This window comes from Caldicellulosiruptor acetigenus (assembly GCF_026914305.1).
Lineage (GTDB): Bacteria > Bacillota > Thermoanaerobacteria > Caldicellulosiruptorales > Caldicellulosiruptoraceae > Caldicellulosiruptor > Caldicellulosiruptor acetigenus.
On sequence record NZ_CP113866.1, the window covers coordinates 240,858 to 265,428 of the forward strand.

At 37.3% G+C, this 24,571-nt stretch carries 21 protein-coding genes; 17 read left to right on the plus strand and 4 right to left on the minus strand.

Annotated elements, in window-relative coordinates:
* Window positions 1-10 precede the first annotated feature (10 nt).
* The 16 genes from OTK01_RS00940 to OTK01_RS01015 all read left to right on the plus strand — a co-directional run bounded on the left by OTK01_RS00940 (window position 11) and on the right by OTK01_RS01015 (window position 17,413).
* Complete coding sequence (locus OTK01_RS00940; protein WP_029228443.1) at window positions 11-376, plus strand: GntR family transcriptional regulator; 366 nt, start codon at window positions 11-13, stop codon at window positions 374-376.
* A gap of 6 nt (window positions 377-382) precedes the next feature.
* Window positions 383-1,075, plus strand: a complete 693-nt coding sequence (locus tag OTK01_RS00945) for an ABC transporter ATP-binding protein (protein WP_029228442.1) — start codon at window positions 383-385, stop codon at window positions 1,073-1,075.
* A complete protein-coding gene (locus OTK01_RS00950; RefSeq protein ID WP_013429270.1) occupies window positions 1,072-1,779 on the plus strand; it encodes a hypothetical protein in 708 nt (235 codons plus the stop codon). Before OTK01_RS00945 ends, OTK01_RS00950 begins: the two co-directional genes overlap by 4 nt.
* A 180-nt stretch (window positions 1,780-1,959) precedes the next feature.
* Window positions 1,960-2,880 carry an ABC transporter ATP-binding protein gene (locus OTK01_RS00955; protein WP_029228441.1) on the plus strand — a complete coding sequence of 307 codons (921 nt, stop codon included), beginning with the start codon at window positions 1,960-1,962 and terminating at the stop codon, window positions 2,878-2,880.
* 11 nt (window positions 2,881-2,891) lie between these two features.
* Entirely contained in the window at window positions 2,892-4,067 is a 1,176-nt protein-coding gene (locus OTK01_RS00960) for an ABC transporter permease subunit (RefSeq protein WP_029228440.1), read from the plus strand.
* 172 nt (window positions 4,068-4,239) lie between these two features.
* A complete protein-coding gene (locus OTK01_RS00965; RefSeq protein WP_029228439.1) occupies window positions 4,240-4,944 on the plus strand; it encodes a TraX family protein in 705 nt (234 codons plus the stop codon).
* A gap of 107 nt (window positions 4,945-5,051) precedes the next feature.
* On the plus strand, window positions 5,052-6,038 hold the full coding sequence (dusB, locus tag OTK01_RS00970) for a tRNA dihydrouridine synthase DusB (protein ID WP_029228438.1): 987 nt from the start codon (window positions 5,052-5,054) through the stop codon (window positions 6,036-6,038).
* 41 nt (window positions 6,039-6,079) lie between these two features.
* Window positions 6,080-9,112: an S-layer homology domain-containing protein gene (locus tag OTK01_RS00975; RefSeq protein ID WP_029228437.1), complete on the plus strand. Its 3,033-nt coding sequence runs from the start codon at window positions 6,080-6,082 to the stop codon at window positions 9,110-9,112.
* Window positions 9,113-9,145: 33 nt separating this feature from the next.
* Window positions 9,146-10,600: an S-layer homology domain-containing protein gene (locus OTK01_RS00980; protein WP_029228436.1), complete on the plus strand. Its 1,455-nt coding sequence runs from the start codon at window positions 9,146-9,148 to the stop codon at window positions 10,598-10,600.
* 74 nt (window positions 10,601-10,674) lie between these two features.
* Complete coding sequence (locus OTK01_RS00985) at window positions 10,675-12,093, plus strand: S41 family peptidase (RefSeq protein WP_029228435.1); 1,419 nt, start codon at window positions 10,675-10,677, stop codon at window positions 12,091-12,093.
* A 165-nt stretch (window positions 12,094-12,258) separates the two neighbouring features.
* On the plus strand, window positions 12,259-13,278 hold the full coding sequence (mreB, locus tag OTK01_RS00990) for a rod shape-determining protein (protein WP_029228434.1): 1,020 nt from the start codon (window positions 12,259-12,261) through the stop codon (window positions 13,276-13,278).
* Window positions 13,279-13,295: 17 nt separating this feature from the next.
* On the plus strand, window positions 13,296-14,063 hold the full coding sequence (locus OTK01_RS00995; protein WP_029228433.1) for a flagellar hook-basal body protein: 768 nt from the start codon (window positions 13,296-13,298) through the stop codon (window positions 14,061-14,063).
* A gap of 55 nt (window positions 14,064-14,118) precedes the next feature.
* Window positions 14,119-14,922 (plus strand): flagellar basal-body rod protein FlgG, encoded by an 804-nt coding sequence (gene flgG, locus OTK01_RS01000; protein ID WP_029228432.1) that lies wholly within the window; start codon window positions 14,119-14,121, stop codon window positions 14,920-14,922.
* Between the two features lie 24 nt (window positions 14,923-14,946).
* Complete coding sequence (locus tag OTK01_RS01005; protein WP_029228431.1) at window positions 14,947-15,297, plus strand: rod-binding protein; 351 nt, start codon at window positions 14,947-14,949, stop codon at window positions 15,295-15,297.
* Window positions 15,298-15,495: 198 nt separating this feature from the next.
* Window positions 15,496-16,311, plus strand: a complete 816-nt coding sequence (locus OTK01_RS01010) for a sugar phosphate isomerase/epimerase family protein (protein WP_029228430.1) — start codon at window positions 15,496-15,498, stop codon at window positions 16,309-16,311.
* A 1-nt stretch (window position 16,312) separates the two neighbouring features.
* A complete protein-coding gene (locus tag OTK01_RS01015) occupies window positions 16,313-17,413 on the plus strand; it encodes a Gfo/Idh/MocA family protein (protein ID WP_029228429.1) in 1,101 nt (366 codons plus the stop codon).
* 90 nt (window positions 17,414-17,503) lie between these two features.
* On the opposite strand, the gene OTK01_RS01020 is transcribed toward OTK01_RS01015, so the two are convergent.
* The 4 genes from OTK01_RS01020 to OTK01_RS01035 all read right to left on the minus strand — a co-directional run bounded on the left by OTK01_RS01020 (window position 17,504) and on the right by OTK01_RS01035 (window position 21,943).
* Window positions 17,504-18,271 carry a sugar phosphate isomerase/epimerase family protein gene (locus OTK01_RS01020; protein WP_029228428.1) on the minus strand — a complete coding sequence of 256 codons (768 nt, stop codon included), beginning with the start codon at window positions 18,269-18,271 and terminating at the stop codon, window positions 17,504-17,506.
* 56 nt (window positions 18,272-18,327) lie between these two features.
* On the minus strand, window positions 18,328-19,212 hold the full coding sequence (locus OTK01_RS01025; protein ID WP_029228427.1) for a carbohydrate ABC transporter permease: 885 nt from the start codon (window positions 19,210-19,212) through the stop codon (window positions 18,328-18,330).
* Between the two features lie 23 nt (window positions 19,213-19,235).
* Window positions 19,236-20,189 (minus strand): ABC transporter permease, encoded by a 954-nt coding sequence (locus tag OTK01_RS01030; RefSeq protein ID WP_029228426.1) that lies wholly within the window; start codon window positions 20,187-20,189, stop codon window positions 19,236-19,238.
* Window positions 20,190-20,344: 155 nt separating this feature from the next.
* A complete protein-coding gene (locus OTK01_RS01035; protein WP_029228425.1) occupies window positions 20,345-21,943 on the minus strand; it encodes a type 2 periplasmic-binding domain-containing protein in 1,599 nt (532 codons plus the stop codon).
* Window positions 21,944-22,249: 306 nt separating this feature from the next.
* Between OTK01_RS01035 and OTK01_RS01040 the strand changes: the two genes are divergently transcribed.
* Window positions 22,250-24,571, plus strand: a complete 2,322-nt coding sequence (locus OTK01_RS01040; protein WP_029228424.1) for a helix-turn-helix domain-containing protein — start codon at window positions 22,250-22,252, stop codon at window positions 24,569-24,571.

Sequence of the window (24,571 nt, forward strand, 5' to 3'; positions counted from 1 at the left end):
GGGAAGAGGCTTGATTGAATTTAATCCTAATGTACCTATTTATCTTCAAGTGCTGGAATACCTGAAAAAACAGATTGTCAGTGGCAGGATAAGGCTTGGTGAAAAACTTCCGTCTGTGAGGGAGATGGCACAAAGGTTTAATATTAATCCAAATACAGCACAGAGGGTTTTTCAGGAGCTGGAAAGAGAAGGTTTGGCAAAAACAGAAAGAGGAATTGGGAATTTTGTTACGTCTGATACAAAACTTATTCAAGACTTAAAAGAAAAAATGGCTGAAAAGATTATAGAAGATTTTATCTTGGCAATGAAAGAGATTGGCTATGACAAAGAGGAAATCCTGAATCTTCTTAATAAAAAATTAAATGGGGAGGAGTAGATACCTGTGCTTCTTGAGGTAAAGAATTTATGCAAGAGATATAACAAGAAGATTGTTCTGGATGATATTAGTTTTTCAGTTGATAAAGGCAAAATAGTTGGACTGTTAGGAGAAAATGGTGCTGGAAAGACAACGCTTTTAAAGATTATTGCAGGCTTTTCTAAACCTACTTCAGGGCAGGTTCTTATAAATAATACAAGGGTAGGAGTTGAAACACGCAGATATGTTGCGTTTTTACCAGATTCAATTATGTTTCCCAAGTGGATGAAAGTAAAGGATGCTTTGAAGTTTTTTGTAGATTTTTTTGATGATTTTGATTTATCAAGGGCAAAGGATATGCTTGAGTTTTTGAATATTAGCGAAAACGGAAAAATCCACGATTTTTCAAGAGGAACAATCGAAAAGTTTTCTATAGCACTTTTACTTTCAAGAAATACTAATCTGTATCTTTTAGACGAACCTCTTGCTTTTGTGGATCCAATCTCAAGAGATGTGGTGATAAATATGATTTTAGACAATCTTAGTGAAGATAAGACAGTTATTGTATCAACCAATATTATTTCTGAAATTGAGCATGTATTTGATGAGATTATCATTCTTAAAGACGGCAAGATTGCACTCATAGATTCGGCAGAAAACTTAAGAGAAAAGTCAGGAGTTTCTGTGAATCAATTCTTCAAAGAAGGTGGTAGAAGATGATAACAAAATTTTTGAAACATCAGTACAGAAGCGGGACGCTTTTTTACATTTTTTATACATTGGGTGCTTCTTTGGTTGGTATATGGGCATATTATTCAAGGAATGTTGAAGTAACTCCTAAAGATACGCCAAAAATAGCAATAATATTATGGTTATTATGGTTTGTTTCATTGGTTGTTGCTGAAATATATCACATTTTTAGATGGAATATAATATTGACCAGTTCAGAAAGATTTTTGCTCTTTTCTTCTTATAAATTAAAACCAGAGATCTTTTTGTTTGGAGAAATATTGTATTTTATTTTAGACCTTTTTCTCTTTACTATCTGGATTAACTTGCTTGGTGCTATTGTAGGAGGACTTGAAAAATATATTTCTTTTCACTTTTTACTGATAAAAAAATTATATGTCAGCGATTTCTATTTATTAATTCATGCGCCTTTGTCTTTTTTTATAATTTATCTCTGGGCTCTCACTTTACCTACCTACTGGAGTACATTTAGAAGATTTTCTAAGTTAGATTATGCTATAATCTCACTTTTTGTATTGGCTATATATTTAAATGTAAGATTATACGAATTTATAGAAAAAAGTATAACAAGCGTAACTATGAGATTAATTGTATTGCTTTTAACAGACTTTTCAATATTTATTGCACTGATTGTGTTTAACCTGAAAGCGTTGAAAAAGGGATTAGATACTTGAAAATATAAAAATAAATCAGAACTTTTCTGCACACATTCCAAGAATTTTAAGAGAATTTATTAATGTTGCCTTGATAGTTGGGCTAACCCTTTTATGTTTATATGGTGCTATCAAGCTTTTTGACAAAAAGCTTGAGATATAAAAACTTCTTATAGAAGAAAAATTTGGAGGTGTTTTGGTGTGAAGAAAGCTCTTGAGGTAATTTCAGTCTACAAAAAATTTGGGAGAAAGGAGGTGATAAAGGGAATTTCGTTTGATATTGAAGAAGGCCGAATAGTAGGGTTTGTGGGACCAAATGGAGCTGGTAAAACCACCACAATTAAAATGATAACAGGGCTTATAAAGCCAGATAGTGGACAGATTAAAATTTTTGGGTATGACATTGTACATGAAAGAGAAATGGCATTAAAGTTTATTGGAAGTATAATAGAAAACCCCGAGCTTTATGAATATCTAACAGGATATGAAAATTTAGCTCAGCTTGCAAGAATTTCAAACATACCAAAGTCCAAAATAATTGAAGTTGCAAAACTTGTTGGTATTGACTATGCTCTCAAAGAAAAGACAAAAAAGTATTCGCTTGGAATGAAACAGAGGCTTGCTTTAGCGATGGCAATTTTGACAGACCCAAAACTTCTTGTCTTGGATGAGCCGACAAATGGGCTTGACCCGAGCGGTATTATTGAGTTAAGAAGCCTTTTGAAGAGTCTTGCAAATGATAAAAATGTAACGATATTTATATCATCTCACAATCTGTTTGAGATTCAAGAAATTTGCGATAAAGTGGTGTTTATTAAAGAAGGAAAGATAGAGACGATTGAAAACATAGACAGCAGTTTTATCGAAAATGTGAAGTTTGTTCTGGTATTAAATGAAGACAGAAATACAAATGATGTGGTGGTAAAAACTACAAAAGTAATATCTTGCTTTGAAGGTGTAAAAATTTTGGGAGTAAAAGAAAACAGTATTGAGTTAGAACTTGACAGAAGTAAAAAGGTAGCGTTTATGAATTTCCTCTTTCAAAATGGAGTTAATATAAAGGATTTTTACGAAAAAGTAGAATCTCTCGAGGACAAATATATAAAAATATACCAGAATTAGGAGGGTATAAAATGTTAGCTCTTGTAAACAATGAGCTTATAAAACTTTTTTACAGAAAGAAGATTTTTATTGCTATACTCATTATAATTGCTTCTGCGATAGTGGGTGTTTGGGGAAGCATTGCTTATATTAAATCAGTTCAGCCAGAAGAGGAAATAAGGTCATTGCAAAAAACAATTAGTCAATTGCAAAAAGAAAAATCGAAAATAAAAGATGAAGTGAAAAAGCAAAAGATTGATATGCAAATATATCAACTTGAACAGCAACTTGCTCAGTGGAAAAGTGCTCTGGCAAGTGATTCAAATAATTGGCGAGAAAATTTAAAAAAAGAAATCAAAGAACTTAAAATCAAGATGAACCAGGCTCTTGATTTGAGCTTTTCTGACTCAAGAGAAAATTATCGAAAAGAAATTATAGAAAACGAATACTATCTTTCACACAATCTAAAGCCACTTAAACGTACAGATTTAAATAATTTTAGTGTAATGATACTTTTTTTGGGTATGATAATATTTATGATGCCTTTAATAGTATTTGTGATAAGTTCAGATATAATGTCAAACGAATTTTCACAGAAGACTATAAGGATATTAGCCTCACAACCAATACCAAGAAACAGCATTGTTTTGTCAAAATTTATAACAGCTTTAATTGTTAGCGAAGGGCTAATTTTGATTTCAGAAGTTTTAGTATATATAGTAACAGGAATAATTTACGGTTTTACCAATTTAAAATATCCAACAGTAATTGGAACAATCTACAAAGAGGTTGGAGAGGCAGTAGTACCTGTATATGGTAGTTCATATATCATAACACTGGGGAAATTTTTAATTTTAGCCCTTTTACTTCAGACACTAATAATTGCTGCATGTTGTGCGCTCAGCGTATTTATTTCAACTCTGTGCAAGAGCAATTCGTTGGCAAATATTTTAAGTTTTATTGTGGTTTATGGAATTTATTTTTTGGTCTCACCAATTTCCCAAGTAGTTCCTGCTTTTAAGTATTTGAAGATGATACTTCTTTATTCTTATCTTGATCCTACCAAAATAATTACTAATGATATTTCAGTTGAATTAAGTATTAGTTTCATAAGCCCATGGTTCAGCATATTGGTAATTGCCGTATATCTTACTATTCCTATAGCAACGGCATTGTTGAATTTCAAAAATAAGGATATTTTGGCATAAAGATTTTTCAGAAATATGTTTTACAGTGGGGCTGCTTCTTAATGTGCAGGGCAGCCCCAAAATTATTACAAGAGTGCTTTTAGTATTTCAAAATAAAAAGGGTTTTAAACCATCTTGGTAGAAATATATTAAAATCAACCACCACTTTTTTCATGAAAGGAGAAGATATTCTGTGGAAAAGTTAGTATTAAAACTTAAATCAATACCCTTTTTTTCTGCATGTTCGAAAGACCTTACAAAGTCAAAATCTAATTTATTAAAACTCATAGCATGCATAACCATGTTTATTGACCATACAGGATTTTTATATTTTCCACAAAAGCCCTTGCTGCGGATAATTGGTCGCATTGCCTTTCCTATCTTTGCCTATCAAGTGGCGGTGGGGTTCTGGCACACTTCTGACCATAAAAGGTACTTAAAAAGACTCTTAATATTTGCCATCATATCCCAGTATCCTTTTTATCTAATGACAGGCGATGGAGAGCTGAATGTCATTGCAACCTTCTTCTTTGCAGCACTTTGCCTTTATTTTTTCAAAAAGTCATGGTATATTCTGATAATTATTCCACTTGCCATATCATACTTTGTTCCAATGGACTATGGAATCTACGGTGTTTTAGCGGTATTGATATTTTATTTTTTGTACGAAAAACCCATTTTGCAGCTTGTAGGATTTTCTATTCTTACAGTAATTGCCTCATACCTTATTGGCTGGCAGCTTCAAGTATATTCTATTTTGAGTGTAGTATTAATACTTTTTGCGAGAATGCTTCCGGTTGACTTTGAATTCAGGCTCAATAAATACTTTTTTTACTGGTTCTATCCCGCGCACATGCTGTTTTTGGTTTTTATTGGAAAGTTGCTGGGATATTCATAATATGAGGGACCTGATAAAATAGTAAGCTTATAAAGGCTGAAGTGTGATAAAATATTGCTATGATAGAGCTTTTAAAAAAAGTTTTTCTAAAAGAAGGGGTATTTTAAATGCTCGACATCAAAGGAAAAATCTTTTTAGCACCTATGGCAGGGTTTACAGACAAAGTTTTCAGAAGACTTTGCTCAAGATTTGGAGCAGATGTCACAGTGACAGAGATGGTTAGCAGCAAAGCACTTGTGCTTGGCAGTGCAAAGACAAAAGAGCTCATTTCATTTTCAGAAGAAGAAAAGATAAGAGGTATTCAAATTTTTGGCAGCGACCCTGAAGTTATGGCGCAGTCTGTCAAGATATTGCAGGATGAGTTTGAGTATGATTTTATTGACATAAACATGGGCTGTCCTGTGCCGAAACTTGTGAAAAGCGGTGAAGGATGTGCCCTGATGAAAAATCCTTCTTTGGCATCAAGAATTGTAGAAAGCGTTGCGAAGGTGAGCAGAAAACCTGTATCTGTCAAGATTCGAAAGGGATTTGATGAAGAAAATATTAATGCTCCTGAATTTGCATACATCCTGCAAGAAAGCGGAGCCTCTTTTGTGACAGTTCATGGAAGAACAAGGGTTCAGTTGTACTCTGGAAAAGCTGACTGGGAAATAATAAGAAAGGTAAAAGAAAAAGTCAAAATTCCGGTTGTTGCAAATGGTGATATAACTGATTTTGAGTCGGCAAAAAGAGCGTATGAAGTAACAAGAGCAGATGGCATCATGATAGGAAGAGCAGCGCTTGGAAACCCTTGGGTGTTTCTTCAGATCAAAGAAGGGTTTGAAAAAGGGTATGTTGAAACTAAGGTCTTACCTCATATGAAAATAAGGGTTGCGATTGAGTTTTTCACACAGCTTTGCAGTGAGAAAGGCGAGAAGATGGCAGTTTTGGAAGCGAGAAAGCATCTTAGCTTTTTTGTAAAAGGAATTGAAAATGCTGCTAAAATAAGAGATAAAATTAATAGAATAAATAATGCTGCAGAACTTTTAGAATTTCTTGAAGAGCTTGCGGCTATTGTTGAGAAAAAGGAAAGCTTTGTCGATAATATCTTATAGGACAGAATTTTTGAGCAAAAATAAAGCGGGGGATTTTTAGCATGATAAAAGGGAAGATGAAAATAACAACCTTATACAGACTAATAAGCAGGGTAGTTTTGATTTTGTTTTTTTTGACGCTCATTCCTGCAAATATCCAAGGTGCTCAGGAGTATATAGCAAGCAGCAGCTACAGCAGGATGGCTAAAAATACCCAAATTGTGAACTTGCCTCAAAATGCCTTGTCAAGAGATGCGTTTTTGTTTTTGTCATCTCTTGGATTTTTCAATACAGTTGCAAGACAGAAGATAAACCCTTCTGATACGCTGTCAAAGGAAGAGGCGCTGGCTGTAATTTTAAACAGCACGGGAAGACAGCAGGATGCTTTTGTGAGGGCTGAAAAGCTGGAGTTAAAAAGGCCATCAGGTCAGAAGCTTGTAAAGCCATACAACTATCTTTATCTTGGGTATATTCAGCTTGCATATGATATGAAAATTTTGTCTAAAAAAGAATATCAGGATGCAATGGCGCAGGTTCAGCCAAGTGAAAAAGAACATGAGAAGATGACCCAGCAGCTGATGAAGAAAAATGATGATACCATTGCAAAAGCTGTGTATGAAGGAAGACCATATTCATATGACGATTTGATATTTGTAAGGTCCGGACCTGCAACTCGACAGGAAGTCTGCTTGTGGGTTGTAAAGGCATTCAAAATACCTATTTCTTATGAGAATTTAGCTAAAACTTACCCTGATTATGATAAAATAGACAGCAAGTTTTTAAGTTCAGTAAATACTCTTTTGAAAAATGGTGCTCTTGTTGGAAGGTCTGATGGATATCTTCATCCAGACGACTACATAACATATGAAGAGCTGGCATTTATCCTCGGAAGTCTCAAACCAAATATCTTGAGCGCAAATGGACTAAAAGAGGTAAAGCTTGAGATAAAAGATATTCAGAAGTTTAATAGCGATAAAATGGTTTTAGTCTGTGAAGATGACAACGGAAATGATATAAATATTACAGTCAGCCCTGGTAAACAGGATTTTGGAGTAATAGCAAATGGCAATTTTTTGAGCTCTTCCTATCTTCAAAAATGGGACTATGTAGCCTTTTATGTAAATGGCAAAAACGAGGTTGTGCTGGCCAGCATTTTGCAAAGGCCTGGTCAGGAAAACATAAAAGGTGTAATATCCAAGATTGACCATAAAAAGACGACATTTTCACTAAAACTGCCGGATGGTAAAGTTTACAATCTTGTTTTGAATCCCAAAGCTACAATCTATGATGCAAACTCAGGAAAGAGTTTAAACTTTTCAGAATTGAATGTAGGAAATCTTGTACAGGTTAAGGTCCAAAAAGACAGGGCAGATGCCATAACTTTGCTTTCGCTTGACAGCCCTGAAATAACAAGAGTGCAGGGGATAATCTCAAGGATATCAAAGGACAAGATTGTCCTCAATCAAAACGGAGTGTTAACAGAGTATCTTCTTTCGCCGGACACAGTCTACATTGACAAAGGCGATTTTTCAAGAGTTCTTACAAAAAATGATTTTTATGAGGGAATGAAAGTTTTGGCAGGTACAGCTTGTGGGTATGTACAGTATCTCAGCACCACGTTTGATGAGAAATCTGAAGATATAGTTTCCGGTATTTTGCACGAGGTAGATTCAAACTTGGGGTATCTTGAGATTTACAACCAGGAAGGCAACAAAAAGAGCTACAGGTTTTCAAAAAAGCTTGGGCTAAAAGTTAAAAAGGATGGTCAAAATGCTTCTTTAGACAGCCTTTTGCCAGGCGATGTTGTTTTCCTATATTTTAGTGGCGATTTTGTGCGCACAGTCACAGCAAGTTCAAACCTGCAGCAGAAGATTACAAAGATTGAAAATGTTGTAAGAAACCTTGCAACTGGTCTTCCGCAGAAGATAATTGTCAATATTGATGGGAGAATATACGGACCGTATGAAATAAATAGCGACGTTGAGATTATAAAAAACGGCATGCCAGCAGCTTTAAAGGATGTTGTGCCAGGTCAGTATGTGAAGCTCACAGGAAGTTTTTATGGAAGCTCAGCGTACATCCGAAAGATAGAGATATCAGGAAATGAATATGTAAAAAATATCTACATCGCAAAAGGAACGGTCAATGGAGATGCTTTATATCTTTCTGACATCCAGATTTTAAGAAACAACGCATTTGAACCGCTATACACCTGGCTTTCTTTCAAGATTCCGTCTGATTTGACATTCATTTTAGATGGCAGTCCTCAATCACCACTTTCAAAGCTGCAAAACTTACCTGTTGTAGTTGTGACAAAAGAAAGGTTTTCACAGGAGGTTTTGGACACCGTTGTGGCAATATCAAGAGGGGCTTTTACCAAGATACAGGGCGAGGTGAGCATGACATCTTCAAATTCGGTAGTGGTATCTGGAAATAGGTATTCAATAGGAAACAAAACGTACACCATTTCAAACGGGCTTTTGACCCCTGCAAACTTCAAGGTTGGAGATGAAATAATTGGTGTTGCAAGCCAAGACAGCCTTGTTGTTGCAAAGAAGCTACAAGGCATCTCAAAACCCATATTTGTTCGCGGGCAGGTGCTTGATGTTTCAGAGCTTGAATATATCACTGTGAAAGACTATGTCTATTTAGATAGTCAGAGAGGATGGCAGTATGTTCCGAGCAAGCTAACTCTTCTTTACGATACACAGACAGTTTTGTGTGATGTATATGGCCTTGGCAGTCCGAAAGACATATTGAACCTGAAAAACAATAGTGTGTATATCATTCACAATGGTAAGTACGCAAATGTTATAATTGATGCAAGCTTTGGTGGATACATTGTCACAGGTGTAGTTGGCAAGGATATGAAGATTCTAAATGTCCAGTACAACGATATGATGACCCAGACATGGAACAAAATTGATAAAAGTTTTACCCTTGACACCACACAAGCAATTTTGCTGGATGCGAATGGAAATTTGAGAGCTGAAGCGCCCCAGTTTGGTGACAGGGTTTTGTTGCTTGTCCCTCAGAACAGTTTTGACCTGTCAAAGTCAAGTATTTCACCTACAGTTGTGCTTGTAAACTACTGAAAGTTTTTGCTATAAAAGGGGGATGTTTAGAGGTTGTTTAAAAAATTTTTGATGGCAGCAGTACTGGTGCTGAGTATCGTTTTAATTATCAGCTGGCAGGTTGCTTTTTGTGAGGAAGGGTATTTAGGATACGAAGGTGGAATTTCATCCTACAAAGACCCTGACCCGAAAAAGACCAAGATTGAATACTATGAATACACATTTGTAACAGGAAAACCTATTCTTCTTTCAGGTACTGTTGATGCCAAGATAAAAAGGGCGGCAAATAACGAGACTCTTTCTTACACTTATGACCTTAAGGATTCAACTGGAAAGGTGGCTATAAAAAGAACTGTAAGTTTAAAAGGCAGCTTGACAAAGCTTCAAAATGGGAGTATAACAAAGGAGTATACACTTAACAGCTATAAGGAAACGCTAACTGTAGACAGCGCTACTTACAATCTTCAGAGTTATTCATTTTCAAAGTCTACAGCTGTTGACACAAACCCGGCGGTGAGCTTTTTCCAGGGAGAGTGGATGCTTGAAAAGATATATGACAAGGGCTTGAAAATTACCATTGAAGGCAAAAACTACGGGTATGACGGGTACTGGGGAGCTGGCGAGTTTCAGAAGATAGCCCAGAGGATAGAAACACCTTCATGGTTTGCAAATGTCAACTACAACATAGCTCTTGTGCAAAAGACCATTTTGGAGTTTCAACAGAACAATCTTCCATCCAGCATTCCAGGGACATATATACTGAAGTCCAAGGTTGAAGGAAATTTTGTTGCCATGTACGACCTTCCAACTTTTGCAAAGACCGGAGAAGTTCTGACAATAAGGCAGAGGGGTAAAGTGGCAAAAAATATTGAAAAAAACCCGATTATCAGAATGGCAATTGCACCTACTCTTCCAAAGGTGAAAGGGTATGAGTATGAAGATGCAGTGAACACTTGCTTTGCGTTTGGCGGATTTGACAGCACAACTGACTTTAATCCCACAGAGTATATAACCCGTGCTCAGTTTGCCAAGCTATTGATGGATGCGCTCAACATATATTCTAACTATTACAATCCCAGGACAGTGCAAAAAAAATCGATATACAAGGATGTGCCGCTCAATCACAAGTATTATGGCTACATATACGCAGTCACAAAGGCAGGGCTGATGAGAGGCAAAAGTGCTGAGTATTTTAAGCCAGAGGATTATATAACCAGAGCAGAGGCAGCTGTTGTGATATCAAAGGTGCTCGGTTTTGACAAAAAGGTAACCCAGCCAATCACCCAGACAGACTACCTTGACGACGATAGTATTCCGGTGTGGGCAAAGGATGCTGTTAAGGTATTGAAGGATGAAAAGATAATGGTTGGAACTGAGGATAACAACTTTTTGCCGCAGCAGTGGCTTACAAAAGGCAGTGCTGCAAACCTTGTTTATAACCTCATAAACTTTTTAAGAGACACGCTTGCAAGAAGATACCTTGACATGAGCCTCTTTAGCTCAGATTAACGGTCAAATTAGAAAAGGTTTAAAGTAGCAGATTTTGAGCATACAAAAAATCATGATGTGGAGGCAGGAGAGAGATGAAAATTAACAAAAAGCTTTTGATAAAGATTGTAGCCATTGTGGTTGCACTTTCTATCTTTGTTGCGGTGCCTGTGTATTCCCAGTTTTTTATAATCTCAACTGATTTTCCTACAGACAAGCAGATGGATTATATCAAAAAGGTGTTGCAGGTTGCAAAGGTGTATCACATAGGAAAATACAGCTATGACGAGCTAATTGACATGATGTTTACAGGGCTTTTCAAGAGCCTTGACAAGTATTCAGAGTACATGAAACCACAGCAGGCTCAGGACTTTACCCAGAGCGTGAGCGGAGAGTTTTCGGGCATAGGCATCCAGATAGAAAAACAGGAGGACTACATAGTTGTTGTTGGAGTTTTTGACGGAACACCTGCAAAGGAAGCGGGCTTAAAGGTTGGCGACAAAATCATTGCAGCAGATGGAAAGTCCCTGGTTGGGAAGACAACAGATGATGCTGTTAAGCTCATTCGCGGGCAGGAAGGCACAACTGTTGTGATTGACATCTTAAGAGATGGCAAGACTTACAGATTTTCTATTGTGAGAAGAAAGATAAAGATTCCTGTTGTGGAGTATAAGGTGCTTGATAATAACATTGGCTACATTAAACTTACGCAGTTCACACAAGGGTGTTCAAATGATGTCAAGAAAGCTCTTGATGAGTTTGACAAAAAAGGTATCAAGAACATTATTTTTGATATTCGAAACAACCCCGGCGGACTTTTGGATGAGGTTGTAAAGATATGTGAATATTTTGTGCCAGAAGGACCAATTGTAACAATTGAGTACAACACCTTTAAAGATGAGTACAAATCAAAGAACAAGAATGCAAAGTACAGACTTGCAGTTTTGACAAACGAATCGAGTGCTTCTGCGTCAGAGATTTTTGCCCAGGCTATAAAGGACAGAAAAGTAGGAGTTGTGATTGGTACAAAGACATATGGAAAAGGGACTGTGCAGACCTTGGTTAGTCTTCCTGAGACAGACACAAAAAAAGGGTATGTAGCGAAAGTGACGGTTGCAAAGTACAAGTCACCGTCTGGATATTATGTTGAAGGAAAAGGTGTTGTGCCAGACATAGAGGTAAAAGATGATTCACTTGCACAATTTGGACCAGACAAGATTTTACCACTCACTGCAACTAAGAGATATAAAAAAGGTGATATGGATTTAGAAGTTTTAGCGGCACAACAAAGGCTTTATTATTTGGGTTATTTACAATTTTGGACAGGGAAAATGGATGATACTACAATTGAGGCAATCAAAAAGTTTCAAGGTGACAACAGGCTTTATCAATCAGGTGAGCTGAATATTATTACTCAAAAAAAGATTATAAGCAAATTTAATGAGTTTGTAAAATCCAAGTATGTAGACAAACAGCTTGAGCGGGCAATCCAGTATTTCAAAACTGGAAAATAAAAAATTGCAAGGCTTTTGCCGGCAGTTCAAAAGTGAGTGCGGCGAAAGCCTTTTTTATTTTCTAAAAAATTGTATATAAAATTCATTGAAAATATGCAAATTAAAAATTAAAATATATTTAAGGTATATTTACAAAAAAGAAAAATAGAAAGGATAGGTCTCAATATGGCATTTGGAACAGATATAGGAATAGATTTGGGTACAGCAACAGTTTTAGTGTATGTGAAAGGGAAGGGTATAGTTTTAAGAGAACCATCAGTTGTTGCAATAGAGCAGACAAGAAAACAGATTTTAGCAGTTGGAGAAGAAGCAAGACGCATGATTGGAAGAACACCGGGCAATATCGTGGCGGTAAGACCTCTTCGCGACGGTGTCATTTCAGACTATGAGGTCACAGAGGCAATGCTAAAATATTTTTTGGGGAAGGTCCTTGGCAAGAGGGTATTTTTCAAGCCGAGGGTTGTTGTGTGCGTGCCATCCGGAGTTACAGAGGTTGAAAAAAGAGCAGTCTTAGATGCAACATACGAAGCAGGCGCAAAACAGACATTTTTAATAGAAGAACCTATTGCAGCTGCGATTGGAGCAGGACTTGACATATCAAAGCCGGTAGGATGTATGGTGATTGACATCGGTGGTGGAACAACAGACATTGCGGTGATTTCTCTTGGCGGGGCGGTTGTCAGCGAATCTATTAAAGTTGCAGGTGATAAATTTGACGAAGCAATTATCCGATATATAAGAAAGAAGCACAGTGTTGCAATTGGCGAAAGAACCGCAGAGGAATTAAAGATAAATATTGGATGTGCTTACAAAAAACCAAAGGTGGAATCTATGGAAGTGCGAGGAAGAAGTCTTCTGACAGGTCTTCCAAAGACAATAACTGTCACATCTGACGAGATGCTTCTGGCTTTAGAAGAGCCTGTGTCGGCTATAATTGAAGCTGTGCACAGGGTTTTGGAGAACACACCACCTGAACTTGCAGCAGACATTACCTCAACTGGTATTGTAATGACAGGCGGAGGAAGCCTTTTGTGGGGGCTTGACAAGCTTATCTCTGAAAAGACAGGAATTCCAACAAGGATTGCAGATGACCCTGTGTCGTGCGTCGCACTTGGAACAGGAAAGGCGTTAGAAGCATTAGATGTTCTAGAAGCAAGTCTTATAAAAGACCCGAGAGTCAGGTAAAAAAGGAGATTGTAAGAATGATTAGAGGAATTTACACATCGGCATCGGGAATGATTTTAAATCAAAAACTTATGGATATAACAGCAAACAACGTGGCAAATGTGAGCACAACCGGATTTAAAAGAGATGTTGCGCAGGTTGAAAGCTTTAGAAACATGCTTGTCTACAGGATATACGACAAAGTTTCTTCGCCTGACAATGCAATAGGGTATATGTCGTTAGGAAGTGATGTGTCAATGATTGTGAGTGATTTTTCCCAGGGACTTTACATAAAAACAGATGAGCCTTTGAACTTGGCGATAAGAGGAAATGGATTATTTGCCATTGAGGTGCCAGGAAGTCAAGGTGCTCAGCAAATCCTTTATACAAGAAACGGGGCATTTACTTTAAATTCGCGGGGAGAGCTTGTTACACTTGATGGTTTTTATGTCCTTGGACAGAACGGAAGGATTGTTCTTCAAAATGGTGGACAAGTAAGAATAGACGAGCAAGGGAATATCTACCAGGATGGAAGATTTGTTGATAGGCTCAGAATTGTTGATTTTCAGGACAAGCAATTGCTTCGCAAGCTTGGCAATAACCTGTTTGAAGCAGATGCGCAAGCTCAGCAAATTCCATTTTCAGGTAGGATTCTTCAGGGGTATTTGGAAGGTTCTAACGTAAATTCTGTCCAAGAGATGGTCAACATGATAAGTGTGCTGCGGGCGTATGAAGCAAACCAGAAGGCGTTTACCATTCAGGATGAGACGTTGCAAAAGGCAGTAAATGAGATTGCGAGAAAGTAATCGGGGTGTATCCTGGCGAGAAGATTTAGAAATGTAAAGGAGGAATGAGGAAAAAATGATGAGAGCACTCTATTCTGCCGCTCTTGGTATGAAAGCGCAGCAGACAAATGTCGATATCATATCCAACAACCTTGCAAATGTGAATACAACAGCTTTCAAAAAAGACAAGGCTGAGTTTAAAGACCTTTTGTATGAGACCCTTTCTCGAGCAGATGTTGTTGCAGGTGATGGGAAGCCTGTAAGTCTTCAGATTGGTCATGGCGTCACAATCTCTGCTATAACAAAAAGCTTTGCAGAAGGGAATTTGGAGAGGACTGAAAACCCGCTTGATTTAGCAATTCAGGGGGAAGGATTTTTTGTTGTATCAACTCCCAACGGCCCAAGATATACAAGGGATGGAAGTTTTAAAGTTTCCAATGTTGAAGGACAGATAAAACTTGTGACTTCAGATGGATATCCAGTTTTAGCAGAGGGCGACACCGAAATTGTTCTTCCAGAGACTGCAATTTCAAGTATCACAATAGATGAAACAGGAAGGATCACTTACAAGGACGCAGAAGGCCAAATTCAGGATTCAGGTCTTAAAATCAAGATAGTAAGATTTATAAACCCTCAGGGACTTTTGGCAGAGGGTAAAAACCTGTATAATGTTTCTGCTGCATCCGGCGACCCTGTATCTGAAGAGGAGATGGAAGGTCAAAAGAGCAGGATTTTACAAGGTTTTTTGGAGATGTCAAACGTTCAAGTTGTTGATGAGATGGTAAAACTAATAATTGCTCAGAGGGCGTATGAGATAAATTCCAAGGCTATCCAAACAGCTGACGATATGCTTTCCATGGCAAACAACCTGAAGAGATAAGTTTTATAAGGCAGGTAATTATCAATGAGTGATATCTCGGGCATAAAGATTCAGGCAGGTTATCAGGAGGGTATTGATAACTCTATCATAGACAAGCTTGAAAAAGCGTATTCTGAGAAAGACAAACAAAAGCTAAAAGAAGCCTGTGAGGAATTTGAGGCTATCATGCTTTCTACCATTTTTAAACAGATGCAAAAGTCGATACCAAAAGGCGGGCTTTTTAAAGAGGGTATTGCAGATGATATCTTTAACGACATGTTTGTTGACGAGGTTTCAAAAAGTGCTTCAAAACAAGGTGGAATAGGTCTTTCCAAGCTTTTGTATGATTCTATGATAAAGAGAATTGAAAATGCATATAAATTCAAAGAGGAATAAAAAATGGCTGGCATAATTTTGCCAGCTAATTTTTTTGGTTTTATTGTTGAAAATGAAAAACAATAGGTGTAAAATATATTTAAAAACACATAAAAACAAAGAAATTTTCTTAATCCCAATTTTATAACCGTTTTCAAATTGACTTTTTACTTTGGATTTGTGTAAAATGGAATTTGAACAAGGAGGTATGGTGAGAAGATGTATAAATTTATATTCTCAGCATTTGGAGATGAGATAGCAAGCAGGTTGGATGAACAGATAGAGGTTTTGAAAAAACATGGTATTGAATATTTAGAGTTTCGGTCTGCAAATGGTAAAAACATTGCTGACTATACTGAAAATGAAGCAAAGGAAGTTTTAAAAAAGTTAAAAGATAATGGTATAAAGGTTTCAGCAATAGGGTCTCCAATCGGCAAGGTTGATGTAAACTGCGACTTTGAAAAGTATCTTGAGCTTTTCAAGCACGTCCTGCAGCTTGCGCACATCCTTGAGACAAAGTACATACGCATCTTTTCGTTTTATGTTCCAGAGAGTGAAGAAGAAAAGTACACAGATGTTGTCATAGAAAGGCTTTCAAAGTTTACTGAGATTGCTAAGAGAGAAAATCTTGTTCTTCTTCACGAGAACGAAAAGGAGATATATGGAAGCAACGCTGAAAGGTGTTTTAAAATCCTCTCTGCAATCAACTCACCCAATTTGAGAGCAACATTTGACCCGGCAAATTTTGTTCAGTGCAAGGTAGAGGTTTATCCACACGCATTTGAGCTTTTAAAGGATTACATTGAGTATGTGCACATAAAAGATGCAAAATTTTCAGATGGAAGTGTCACCGTTGCAGGTGAGGGTGATGGAAGGGTAAAAGATGTAATAGAAGCACTCAAAAAAATGGGCTTTTGTGGTTTTTTATCAATAGAGCCTCATCTTAACAATAACCTCCCTGGTGGCGGACCTGAAAACTTTGCAAAGGCTTATAGAGCAATAAAAAAGCTTATCGATGAGGAAGGAGAGATTTGAAATGTCAAAGCTTAAGTTTGGCATTGTTGGTTGTGGGGTTATATCAAAGACACACGCATCCGCTATCTCAGCTCTCTCGAGCGATGCGGAACTTGTTGCCGTGTGTGATGTTATAGAAGATAGAGCCAGAAAACTTGCGCAGGATTTTGGTGTAAAAAAGATATATACTGACTATGAAAAGATGCTTCTTGATCCTGAGATTGATGTTGTCTCTATCTGCACACCTTCGGGTATGCATGCTGACATGGCAGTTTTAGCAGCAGACGCGAAAAAACATGTCATTGTTGAAAAGCCAATGGATATAACATTGTCTAAGGCTGACAGAATAATAGAAGCTCAAAACAGGAACAATGTGGTGATTTCTATAATTTCACAGCACAGATACAGCGATTGTATGCAACTTTTAAAAAGGCTCATGAACGAAGGGAAGTTTGGCAACATAGTTTTAGCAACAAGCTACACTAAATGGTACAGGTCGCAGGAGTATTATGACAGCGGTAGCTGGCGAGGTACATGGAATTTGGACGGCGGCGGTGCGCTCATGAACCAATCTATACACTATATAGACATGATTCAGTGGATTGTTGGAAAGGTTGTGGAGGTGTATGCATACTGCACAACAAGAGCACATAAGCGAATAGAGGTTGAAGATGGTGCTGTTGCAGCAGTCAAGTTTGAAAATGGTGCAATTGGGCAAATACTTGGAACAACAAGTGCATATCCCGGTTTTGAAACGCGGCTTGAGATTTTTGGTGAAAATGGCTCTGCAATAGTTGTTAACACCCAGCTTGAAAGTCTTTACTTCAAAGATGGGTCTGAGAAGGAGTATTTGGAGAGTTACAAAAAGGAGGATAAAGGTACTGTTGGTGCGTCTTCTGCTGCCATCAAAGAAGAAGGACATGTAAGACAGTACAGGGATGTAATAAATGCTATAAAAACCGGGACAAAACCACTTATCCCTGCTGAAGAAGGAAGACATCCTGTTGAAATTATACTTGCCATTTACCTCTCAAGCTTGACAGGAAAACCTATAAAACTTCCACTTAGAAGTGATGAGGAGGTTTTAAAGGAGATTGAAAAAATAAAAGGCAAAGGCTTTTGAAATTTGTCATTACAAAATTGTCCATTGAAAAACAAATGGCTTGAGAATTTATTACAAATTCTCAAGCCATTATTTTGCTTGTGAATAGAGTCAATCCAGATAATTTTTTGTGAGAAAATCAAAACTCATCTTAAGACTTTCAAAAGGTGAGCGCTGGCACACATCCTGCTCTATAATATACCATTCAACTCCTGCCTCATTGCAAGAAGCTATTATTCCGTCCCAGTCCAAGTTGCCATATCCGACTTCAAACATGGTTTGCTTAAAATCTTCTATCATTCCCATGTCTTTTAAATGGACAAGAGGGATTCTGCCTTCCAAGCTTCTTATCCACTTTTCAGGGTTTGCCCCCGCAAACTGAACCCAGTACGTATCAATTTCAATCATAAGATATTCCGGGCTTGAATTTTCAATCAGTATCTCAAGCCATGTCTTTCCACCATATTTTTTGAATTCAAAACTGTGGTTGTGATATGAAAGGGTAATTCCTTCCTCTTTCAGTTTTTTCCCGATCTCGTTACACTCCTGGGCAAATTTGATTGCTCCCTCTTCAGACCTGTACTCAGAAGGTGCAGAGGGTATTGCAATGTGAGAGCATCCCAGGATTTTGTGTTCTTCCACAACATTGTCAAGTTCGGTTTTGAGCCTTTCAAAAGGTATGTGGGTTGCGCAGACTTTAAGGTCAAACTCATCACAGATTTCTTTTAACCTTTTTGGTTCAATCTTTCCAATACCCGAAATCTGGACAGCCTGAAACCCGATTTCACTTACCTTTTTGAGGCTGTAGAAAATGTCCTCTTCTGTCTTCAAAAATTCACGCAAAGTGTACAGCTGTGCTGCTATTTTATCTTTTTTCATATTGATTTTGCACCACTTTTCTTTTGTTTAAGTTTATTTAATTATACCACAAATTATTACTCTTTAATAGCCCCAATCATGACACCTTTTACAAAGTACTTTTGCAAGAAGGGGTATATACAAAGTATCGGTACTGTTGATACCACAATTGCTGCGTATTTGATAAGCTCTGTCACTGCAAATCTGTCTGATGCATCTGAAATTCCTGTTGTCATGTTCTCTGTGCTGCTCATAATGAGTATTTCTCTTAAAACAAGCTGAAGTGGGTAAAGTTCTCTTGAGCGCAGGTATATAATCGCACTGAAAAATGCGTTCCAGTGACCTACCGCATAAAAGAGTATCATTACCGCTATCATCGGCATTGCAAGAGGTATCATGATTCTAAAAAGTATTGTCCAGTCCCCTGCTCCATCTATTCTTGCAGACTCTTCCAAGCTGTCCGGTACAGCATGGAATCCTGTTCTCATTATAATCAGGTTTGTTGTTGAGATAGCCCCTGGTATCATCATTGCCCAGATTGTGTCTATCATCCCAAGTGACTGAACAAGAAGGTAAGTTGGAATCATACCGCCGCTGAAATACATTGTAAATGCAATGAAGAACATGATTGGATTTTTTAATTTTAGATTTTTTCTTGATAATACATATCCACCTATTGTAGTAAGAAGAATGTTTATCGCTGTTCCTACAACCACGTATATAAGTGTATTTTTGTACCCTATCCATATCATTGGATAACTTAAAAGCAACTTATATGCCTCTGTCGAAAATTCAAGTGGCCGCCACAGCGGTCCTCTGTATGCCATGAGTTTTATAGGATTGCTAAACGATGCAAAAATGACATACAGCATGGGATACAGCATTGTAAAGCAAAGAAGGCCTAAGAATATATAGTTAAAGGTATCAAATATTATCTCACCTGGACTTTTTCTTATCTTCATCTTGCAAACTCACCCCTTTTCTCTTACCACAGCGATGTCTCTGTGAGTTTTTTAGCAATCTTATTGGAGAATATGACCAGCAAGAAGTTGATGACAGAGTTAAATAGCCCAACTGCTGCACCGTAGCTGTAGTCCATCTCCAATAAACCTTTCCTGTATACATATGTTGAAATAACGTCAGCAGTTTCATAAGTAAGAGGATTGTACATCAAAAATACCTTTTCAAATCCGACGTTCATCATGTGTCCAACTCTTAAGAGGAACATAATGACAATTGTCGGGAGTATTCCTGGTATTGTGACATAAAGTGCCTGTCTGAACCTTCCAGCGCCATCTATCAGCGCGGCTTCATATAGCTGTGGGTCAATGTTTGAGATTGCTGCCAAGTACACAATTGAACCCCAGCCGAGGTTTTGCCATATACCTGACCCAACATACAATGGTCTGAACCAGCCAGGTTCTGTCATGAAGGAGATTGGTTCTGATAAAATACCGAGAGATTTTAAAATCTGGTTTATAAGACCGTCTCTTGAGAAAAAGTCCATAATCATACCGACAATAACGACTGTTGATATAAAGTGTGGCATGTAGCTTACTGTCTGAAGAGTCCTTTTATATATGCTATTTTTGATTTCATTTAAAAGTAGTGCAAATATTATTGGTGCAGGAAAACCGAATATGAGGTCATAGACGTTTATAAGTATTGTATTTCTGATTATTCTCCACACATAAAAGCTGTCATAAACAAAAAACTCTTTGAACTTTTCAAGTCCTACCCATGGGCTGCCCCAGATTCCTTTTGCTGGTGTAAAGTCTTTAAAAGCTATCTGAAGACCGTACATTGGGATGTAGTGGAATATAAAATAGTATGCAACAACAGGGATGAGCATTATATAAAGGCTTTTGTTTCGCATGAGGTCTTTTTTGAGTTCCTGCCATCTGTTTGGCTGATAAGATTTTACTGCAGCCTTTTCCATCTTGCTTTAAACCTCCTCATAAAAAGAATGCATCTTTGTGTCAAAAAAGGGTAAGCATAAAAAAGGTTTATAAAAAAGAGCCTTGCAATAAGGTGTGCTATCAAGGAAAGCAGTTGCCGTCAGCCTTGTTGCAAGGCTCTTTATCGAAAGGTTAATTATTTTCTCTTCTTCCATCTATCATAAGCTTGCTGGTAAATCTTAATAGCCTCATCAATCTTCATCTGTTTGAGTGTCTTTACAAATGCATCGACATTTGTTGCTTTTCCTGTCATGAGTCTTAAGAACATCTCGTCATAGTATGTGTTGACAGTGTTCATGATATTTGCAAGCCTCTTTGACTCATCGTCTGTAAACGACAGTGGTGGCAGGATTCTATCATTTTTAACCTGACCCCATTTTTCTACAGCATCTTTCTGCTGTGGGTACATCATCTGAATCTGATAGTAATACTCATCAGCCTGAGCAAATGGACCACTTATAGATGCACGAGCATATTTTGCCAAAGCTTCAGCTGCAGATAACCCTTGCGGGTTTTTCAAGATTTCATCTGTGTAGTATACCTTGCCATCTTTCTTGACATAAGACTTTCCAAGCACACCATAGTTGAACGCTTCATACCCTTCTTTGCTGTATCCCCAGTCAAGAACCTTCATAGCAAGTGGGACATTTTTACATGCGGTTGTGATTGCTGCACTTGTTCGTGAGAACAGAAACTCTGCCTGGCCCAAAAGTGGGTATTCACCTTTCTTGAGCACAGGGAACTTTGTTGCTATGATATCTTTCTTAAGATTCAGGAAAAATCCCATGTCACCAGAAAGAAGTCCTATCCATGCACCGATTACATCGTTTTGAACGTTTGCCCTGATAACCTTCTGGTTCATTGTCAGGATGTCAGGGTCAATGAGGCCCTCTTTCCACCACTTCTGAAGTGTTGCTATAAACTGTTTGTATTGTGGTTCTAACGGACCATATTTAACCTTTCCGTTTACCTGGAAGAAATCTGTCTTGATTCCCCATGCACCTACCAAGAAAGAGGAGTAGTCAAATGCATACCTTGGGTTGGAGGCATTTCGCAGGATTGAAAATCCCCTTTCATCCTTTTTGCCATTGCCGTTTGGGTCTTTTGTTACAAATGCTTTCAATACCTTGTACCAGTCATCAACTGTCTCTGGCTCTTTTAGTCCCAGTTTTTTGAGCCAGTCGTTTCTTATCTGAGGACCATAGTATACACATGCAATCTTTGGATTATTTCCACGAAGGGCAGGGAATCCGTAAATATCACCATCGTCTGTTACAATGAGCTTTTTGATATCTGGATGTTGCTGCAAGTATTTGTTGAGGTTTGGAGCATATTTTGGAAGATAGTCATTGAGTCTTATGATTATCTTGTCGAGCATCGCTTTTACAGGTCCGCCTGGGTAGTTGTCAATCCAGTTCCACTCAATAATGTCTGTCAGCTGTCTTGATGCAATCATTAAGTTGAACTGGTCTGTCTCACCACCGACCGGTGGGTGCTTGAACACAATCTTTACCCCAAGTTTTTTCTGCAAAAGCTGGTAAGCAGCAATTGAAGAGTAGCTGTTATAAGATGTGGCAACCTTGGGGTCAAGACGAACAAAATAGGTAAGTGTTGGTATTGATTTTGCATAAGCTGTTGACGATGACGAAACAAACGCTGGAATTACAAGTGATAAGGTAAACGCAATCACTAAAATTGTGCTTAAAACCTTTTTAGAAGATTTGAACCAGTCCATTTTGAAACCTCCTTGCTTTAAAAGTTTTTATTGATTTTTTCCAAATTACCCGCGACAAAGCTTTATTATTTTCAGCAACTTGTCAGCGGGCTTTACAGCTTTTATTATAAAGGGGAGATAAAGCTTTTAGAAAGAGGAAAATGTTAAGATTGAAAGGATAATATTAAGCATCTTAAAAATGTACTCATGATTTATATTTTCTTTGTAATTTGTTTCATTGCTTTTCTGTATTGCTTGTATTATAATTGAAATTGCCCAAAAAGAAAGGCTACAGAATTTATTTTTTTGAGGAGGATTTCTTTAAGGATGTTTAAGAAAATCTTGTGGCGGTTTGTCTTTTCATATCTTGTTATTTTTATCATTCCTCTTTTTATAGGAATAGGGGCATATTTTAGCGTAAAAGAAATTATGATGAGCAGTTTATATAGATACAACAAGACAACTCTCACCCAGCTTGAAGACAAGGTTGAGAACGAGGTTGTAAAGTCGGTGGAATCTCTTGCAGACTGGATAAACTTAAACCCGTACTATTTTATTTTTTTACCGGAGGCAAAAGAGGCGCTTGACAGCAGTGACAGGCTCCTTAATATCAGAAACCTTTGCAGGGAGATATATTCACAGACATATAAAAATTCTTACATTTTGGATGCTTTTATATACATTCCTTCTGAGAACCTCATTATAGGTCCATCGTATACAACAACACCTTATAACTACTATACATACATAAACAGGCCACTTGATATGAGCTATGAAAAATGGCTAAAATTTTTAAACGGCGAGTACAAGATGAAGTACATACCTTCTTTTGAGATAAAAGCTGATTATAAAAAGCTTTCCACAATAATGTTTGCAAATACTCTTTCAAGGTGGATTATTGATGGTAAAAACGCAAATGTGTTTGTCATCATTGATCAGAGCAAGATTGTAGACCTCATGAAAGAGATTATAAGCTATCCTAAAGGTATCATGTGGATTTTGGACAGGAACAATAATCAAGTTCTCAAAGTCTCAGCAGAAAAAGAGAATGTATCTTTGCCTAAAATTAGCTTTTCTATTTATGATAACTTTGGAATAAAAGAGTTGAGCTTGAAAGGACAGCGATGGATTTTATACTATACAATCTCACCGCTATATGGCTGGAAATACATATCGATGGTTCCTGTTGACAGTTTCTTTGAAGAGATTCGAAAAGTGCGAAATTTGAGCCTGCTTCTTCTCGGGCTTATGAGCGTTATTAGTAGCATACTTATATTCTTCTTCAGCATGCAAAATTACAGACCTCTGAGTGAAATAAAAAGTCTTTTACAATCAAATAGTGAAAACAAAGAACTCAAGAGTACAAAAAGCGAGTTTGATGTGATAAGAGACCTTGTTGTCCACACCCTTTCAAAGGAAGAAGAGATGAAAAGACAAATTATGCGGTTTACACCTATCATAAAGAACAATCTTTTATACCAGCTTTTGGTGGGCGGGATTTTGCCCGAAAGTATAGGAGAGCTGGAGCTAAAAACCTTGGGTATGGAAAAACAAAGTGACAAATTTGTAGTGTGTTTAGTTGAGATTGACGACTGTTCTGGGTTTATAAAAGGTGAGAGTGACAGTGAATATTCTCTTGTAACCCTTATTGTTACAAATGTTTTGGATGAACTTTTGGATACAAATAACTTTAAACATTGGGATGTTCTATTTTCAAGGACAAAGCTCAGCGTAATTGTGGAGATTAAAGATAGCTTTGAAGAAAGCTTGTCAAAACTTTCAAGCCTTTTTGACAACATGATTGAGTTTCTGGAGAAGAACTTTACAATATTTGTGTCTGTGGGTATAAGTGGGGAGGTTTCGGGTATAATAAATTTAAAGTTTGCATATGAGCAGGCAGAAAAGGTTCTCGGCTTGAAATTTGTAAAGCCTAACATGAAGATTTTCAAGTTTTCTGAGCTCTCTCAAGATATAACTTCAGAAAAAGAATTTTTGCCCAAGGACATTGAAAACAGGATTATAAACTCTGTGAAAGAAGGAAAAGTAGAAGGGATTTATGAGGTGTTTGAAAATATCCGCAGCCATATCACAGCTGCGAATTCTCCTCACATGGCAAAGATGATACTTATATATCTTTACGGCTTATATTATCAACTTTTAAATAGCATTCCAAACACGGTCGGCGAGAAGCAAAAACCTGAGCCAGAGAAAGTAATGAGATTAATCATTGACGAGAAAAATCCTAAAAAGGTTCTTCAGGCATTGCAAGAAGACTACAAAATTTTAGCTGAAAGTGTAATAGTAAATAAACAGAAAATGGGCAATGACTTGATTTCAAATATTTTGGAGTATATCCACCAGCAATATTCAAGCTCAGAGATATCACTTTCAACAATTGCAGATAAGTTCAATATAACTCCACAGTATCTTTCAGCAATATTCAAAGAAAAGACAGGGCAGAACATAAGCGATTATATCCAGAACCTGAGAATGAACAGAGCCAAAGAACTTCTTTTGACAACCGACTATTCTGTCTCTCAGATTGCCAAGATGATAGGATACACAGAGGTAAGTGGGTTTACCAAGGCTTTCAAGAAGTTTGAAGGTGTGTCTCCAAACAAGTTCAGAGAGCTTAACAAATCACAATAA